Here is a 4886-nt window from a genome sequence, read left to right as displayed (position 1 = left end):
TCTGCCGGCGCGGGGCTTTGACGAAGCCGATTTCCATCACCGCTAATGCGACGGCGCATCGGCGGCCGGTTGCCGCCGCGCCTTCGAACGGACTCGTTCGGAGGCGCAAGGCAAGCCCGAACGGGCGCCGGTACTGATGCGCCGGACGCCTTGGCATCGACGTGTCGATGCCAAGGCGCGAGGGTATGAGACCTCAGCGCCCCGCCCCCACCGTCACCTCGCCGGCGCGGCAGTTCTGGCGCGCCACCTCGGGGCACGGGGTGAAGCCGCGCAGGTCCTTGGTGAAGCAGATCCGCACCTCCTCGAGCTGACCCGCCTTGCAGGTCACCGACATCATGTCCGGGCGCAGGCCCGGATTGGCGGCGACGAACTGGCGGGCGATGTCGATCGGGGCGGCGCGCATCTCCTGCCCCGGGCCCGAGAGGGCGGCAGGGATCGTCACCGCCTCGCGGGCCTTGCGGGTGGCGCGGAAGTAGGCGGCGGGGTCGAGGCCCGAGCAGGTGCCGTGCCGGCGCCACTCGTGGCGGGCCAGGCCCTCGCTCGGGAAGACGCCCTCGGCCTCGGCAAGGGCGGGGCGGCTCGGGCTGCGCGGAAAGGCGCCGCACTCGCTCGGATAGCCGCGGTCGTATTGCGGCCACAGGCCGTGGACCACGAAGCCCGGGTTGCGGCCGGTCTCGCACTGCCGGTCGTTCCGCCGCTCGCCGGTGAGCGCGCAGTAGGTCGGCGACCAGGACAGGGCCAGGATGTAGAAGTCGAACACGCCCGGCTCACCGCCCCCGCGCCCCTGCGCGGCGGCCGGGCCGGCGGCGACAGCCGCCATGAGGGCTGCCGCGAGGAGCGGTCCGGCCGCCGCACGCATCAGGGCCGGGCCTCGCGGCAGGACGAGGCCGAGGCGTAGGCATAGGAGAGGTTGCGGTCGAGGCCGTGGACGCAGAACTCGACGCCGTAGGTCGCCCCGATGATGCCGAGGCTCTCGCGCACGGAGTAGTCGACCCGCCGGCGCACCCCGTCCGAGGTGGTCGCCACCGCGGAGCAGAAGCGGCGGGGATAGAAGTCGACGCCCCAGGGGCGCCAGGCGGTGCGCTCGATGCTGTCGTAGGCGGTGATCGTCAGCGTCGAGTTCCAGAACTTCGCCTCCTTCTCGGCGAACTGGTAGGTGATCTTCTCCAGCACGCCGGCGTCCTGGCAGCCCGGGATCTGGGCGTCGAACGGGAACTCGCGCTCCTCGGCCGGGGCGATCTCCTGGCGGGCCGAGCGGGCCTGCGCGGCGGACAGGCCGGCGGCGGTGGCGAGACCCACGAGGAGGGTGGCGAGGAGGGGTGTCTTGCGCATGGGCCGGTCCTTGGGCCCGGGCGGCGCCCGCCCGAAGGCGGCGCCCTGGTCCCCGAGCGAATGACGGTTGCTCTTCTGCCCCGCACACCAGGCTTCCGCCCGCACCAAGTCAAGCTTCCGCGCCCGTGCCCCGGCGCTTTCGCGGGGCCTGGTGTGCCGAGGGCACACCCATTCCCGGGGAGCGCGCGTCGGCCGCGGTTTGCCTCGCCCCGGCGACGCACTAAGACGGGTCTCACAGCTGCCGGAACAGAAATCGCGCCCGCATGAGCACCGAGACCGCCCCCGAGACGAAGCCCGTCGGCCCCGGCGATCAGGTGCTCCTGGTCGACGGCTCGTCCTTCATCTTCCGGGCCTACTTCCAATCGATCAACCAGCCCGAGCGCTACAACTTCCGCCCTTCCGACGGGCTGCCGACCGGGGCGGTGCGGCTGTTTTGCGCCAAGCTCGCGCAGTTCGTGCAGGAGGGCGCGGCCGGCGTGATGCCGACCCATCTCGCCATCGTGTTCGACAAGTCCGAGGGCTCGTTCCGGAAAGAAATTTTTCCGGACTACAAGGGCCACCGGCCCGACGCCCCCGAGGACCTGAAGCGCCAGATGCCGCTGATGCGCGACGCGGTGCGGGCCTTCGGCCTGCATCCGATCGAGCTGCAGCGCTACGAGGCCGACGACCTGATCGCGACCTACGCCCGCCAGGCGGAAGCCAGGGGGGCGGGCGTCATCATCGTCTCGTCCGACAAGGACCTGATGCAGCTCGTCGGCGACCTCGTGCGCTTCTACGACTTCGAGTCCGGCCAGAAGGGCAAGCCGGGCTACCGGCCCGAGCGCAACCTCGACCGCGCGGCGATCATCGAGCGCTGGGAGGGGCTGAACCCGGAGCAGATCGGCGACGCGCTCGCGCTGATCGGCGACACCTCCGACAACGTGCCGGGCGTGCCGGGCATCGGGCTCAAGACCGCTGCGGCCCTGATCAAGGAGTTCGGCAGCCTCGAGGCGCTCCTGGAGAAGGCGGCCACGATCAAGCAGCCCAAGCGCCGCGAGACGCTGCTCGGCCATATCGACCAGGCGCGGCTGTCGCGCCGCCTCGTCGCCCTCGACGAGGCGGTGCCGGTGCCGGTGCCCCTCGACGACCTCGGTCTTCCGAAGCCCGATCCCGAGCGCCTCGTCGGCTTCCTCAAGGCGATGGAGTTCAACACCCTGACGCGCCGCATCGCCCAGATGCTGCACGTCGATCCCGAGGCGGTGCGGCCCGATCCCGCCCTGCTGCCGGAGGGCGCCGATACCGGCTTCTCGAACGAGAAGGGCGGCAGCGACGTGACGCCGTTCTTCGGCGACGCGCCGGACGCAGCCGCCGAGGCGAAGGCGGAGGTCGATCCGTTCGCCGACCTCGATCTGCCGGACGCGCCGCCGAAGCCCAGGGCTCCCACTGCCGCGACCCCCACCACCCTGGTCGCGGCCCGCGCCGCCGAGGCGGTCAAGCCCTTCGACACCGCCGCCTACGAGACCATCACGACGGTCGAGAGCCTGGAGGCCTGGATCGCCGAGGCGGTCGAGGCCGGGGTCGTCGCGGTCGACACCGAGACGACGGCGCTCGACGCCAGCAAGGCCGACCTCGTCGGCGTCTCGCTCGCCACCGCGCCGGGGCGCGCCGCCTACATCCCGCTCAGCCACCGCGGCGGCGAGGACCTGTTCGGCGGCGGCCTGCTGCCGGGGCAATTGTCCTGGGAGGTCGTGAAGGAGCGCCTGAAGCCGCTCCTCGAGAACCCGGCGGTGCTGAAGGTCGGCCAGAACATCAAGTACGACTGGCTGGTGCTCGCTCGCCACGGCATCGAGGTCCGGCCCTTCGACGACACGATGCTGATCTCCTACGTGCTCGATGCCGGCAAGGGCTCGCACGGCATGGACGAACTGGCCCGCCGCCACCTCGGCCACCAGCCGATCACCTTCGCGGACGTCGCCGGGACCGGGCGCCAGAAGGTGACGTTCGACCGCGTCGCCCTCGACAAGGCCACCGCCTACGCCGCCGAGGACGCCGACGTCACCTTGCGGCTGTGGCGGCTGATGAAGCCGCGGCTCGCCGCCGAGCGCCGCGCCTCGGTCTACGAGACCCTGGAGCGGCCGCTGGTGCCGGTGCTGGCGCGGATGGAGCGCGAGGGCATCAAGGTCGATCGCCAGATGCTGAGCCGGCTCTCGGGCGACTTCGCCCAGTCGCTGGCGCGGCTCGAGGACGAGATCCAGGAGATGGCAGGGGAAAAGTTCTCCGTCTCGTCCCCGAAGCAGATCGGCGACATCCTGTTTGGCAAGATGGGCCTGCCCGGCGCCAAGAAGACGCCGTCCGGCCAGTGGGCGACGCCGGCGACGCTCCTGGAGGAGCTGGCCGGACAGGGCCACGACCTGCCGAGAAGAATCCTCGAGTGGCGCCAGCTCTCGAAGCTGAAATCGACCTACACCGACAGCCTGCAGGAGCACGCCGACCAGGGCACCGACCGGGTCCACACCTCGTTCGCGCTCGCCGCCACCACGACCGGGCGGCTGTCCTCCTCCGACCCGAACCTGCAGAACATCCCGATCCGCACCGAGGAAGGACGGCGCATCCGCCAGGCCTTCGTGGCCGATGCCGGCCACAAGCTGATCTCGGCCGATTACAGCCAGATCGAGCTCAGGCTCCTCGCCCACATCGCCGACATCCCCCAGCTGCGCCAGGCCTTCGAGGACGGCATCGACATTCATGCCGCCACCGCGTCGGCGATGTTCGGCGTGCCCCTCGACCAGATGACGCCGGACCTGCGCCGGCGCGCCAAGACCATCAATTTCGGCATCATCTACGGCATCTCGGCCTTCGGCCTCGCCGACCGGCTCGGCATCCCGCAATCCGAGGCCTCGGCCTTCATCAAGCAGTATTTCGAGCGCTTCCCCGGCATCCGCGCCTATATCGACGACACCAAGAAGATCTGCCGCGACAAGGGCTACGTCACGACCCTGTTCGGCCGGGTCTGCCACTACCCGCAGATCCGCTCCAACAACCCGCAGGAGCGCGCCTCGGTCGAGCGCCAGGCGATCAACGCCCCGATCCAGGGCACGGCGGCCGACATCATCCGCCGGGCGATGGCCCGGATGGAGGGCGCGCTCTCCGAGGCCGGCCTCGCGACCCGGATGCTGCTCCAGGTCCACGACGAGCTGGTGTTCGAGGCGCCCGACGACGAGGTCGAGCGGGCGCTGCCGATCATCGCCCGGGTGATGGAGGAGGCGCCGCACCCGGCGGTCACCTTGCGGGTGCCGCTCGCCGTCGAGGCCAAGGCGGCGACGAATTGGCAGGAGGCGCATTGAGGGCGGAGGGTGTCGCCGATCCGCGATTTCTACCGCGCAAGCATCCGCCCTTTCCCGGACGAGTGGAGCGTCAGCGGAAGAAGATCCGGGATCCAGCCGCGAGACTTGCCGCGAAGCGGCTCTGCAAACTGCACGTTGCAAAGATAGAGCCGCTTCGCGGTGCTTCTCCCCTGGATCCCGGATCTCCTTCCCCTTCGCTCCAGTCGTGCGGGCAAGGGGGAGTAGACACTT

The 4886-nt window shown here is 70.7% G+C and carries 3 protein-coding genes; 1 reads left to right on the top strand and 2 read right to left on the bottom strand.

What is annotated here, in order from left to right:
- Positions 1-193: 193 nt before the first annotated feature.
- Together VQ02_RS30385 and VQ02_RS30380 are read right to left on the bottom strand one after the other, a co-directional pair.
- Complete coding sequence (locus tag VQ02_RS30385) at positions 194-859, bottom strand: ribonuclease T2 family protein (protein WP_083469539.1); 666 nt, start codon at positions 857-859, stop codon at positions 194-196.
- The gene (locus VQ02_RS30380; RefSeq protein ID WP_048447989.1) at positions 859-1332 is read right to left on the bottom strand and encodes a hypothetical protein; all 474 of its coding nucleotides are present in this window, start codon (positions 1330-1332) and stop codon (positions 859-861) included. The genes VQ02_RS30385 and VQ02_RS30380 overlap by 1 nt, the downstream gene beginning before the upstream one ends.
- Before the next feature lie 263 nt (positions 1333-1595).
- Between VQ02_RS30380 and polA the strand changes: the two genes are divergently transcribed.
- Entirely contained in the window at positions 1596-4655 is a 3060-nt protein-coding gene (gene polA / locus VQ02_RS30375) for a DNA polymerase I (protein ID WP_048447988.1), read from the top strand.
- Positions 4656-4886 lie beyond the last annotated feature (231 nt).

The organism is Methylobacterium variabile, from assembly GCF_001043975.1.
GTDB classification, from domain to species: Bacteria; Pseudomonadota; Alphaproteobacteria; order Rhizobiales; family Beijerinckiaceae; genus Methylobacterium; species Methylobacterium variabile.
Note: the sequence above shows the minus strand (reverse complement) of the source record. Positions and strands in the feature narration are given on the sequence as shown.

Bases quoted from the DNA above. Each gene is read 5' to 3' on its own strand.
- VQ02_RS30385 (WP_083469539.1), bottom strand. From the start codon at position 859: ATGCGTGCGGCGGCCGGACCGCTCCTCGCGGCAGCCCTCATGGCGGCT.
- VQ02_RS30380 (WP_048447989.1), bottom strand. From the start codon at position 1,332: ATGCGCAAGACACCCCTCCTCGCCACCCTCCTCGTGGGTCTCGCCACC.
- polA (WP_048447988.1), top strand. From the start codon at position 1,596: ATGAGCACCGAGACCGCCCCCGAGACGAAGCCCGTCGGCCCCGGCGAT.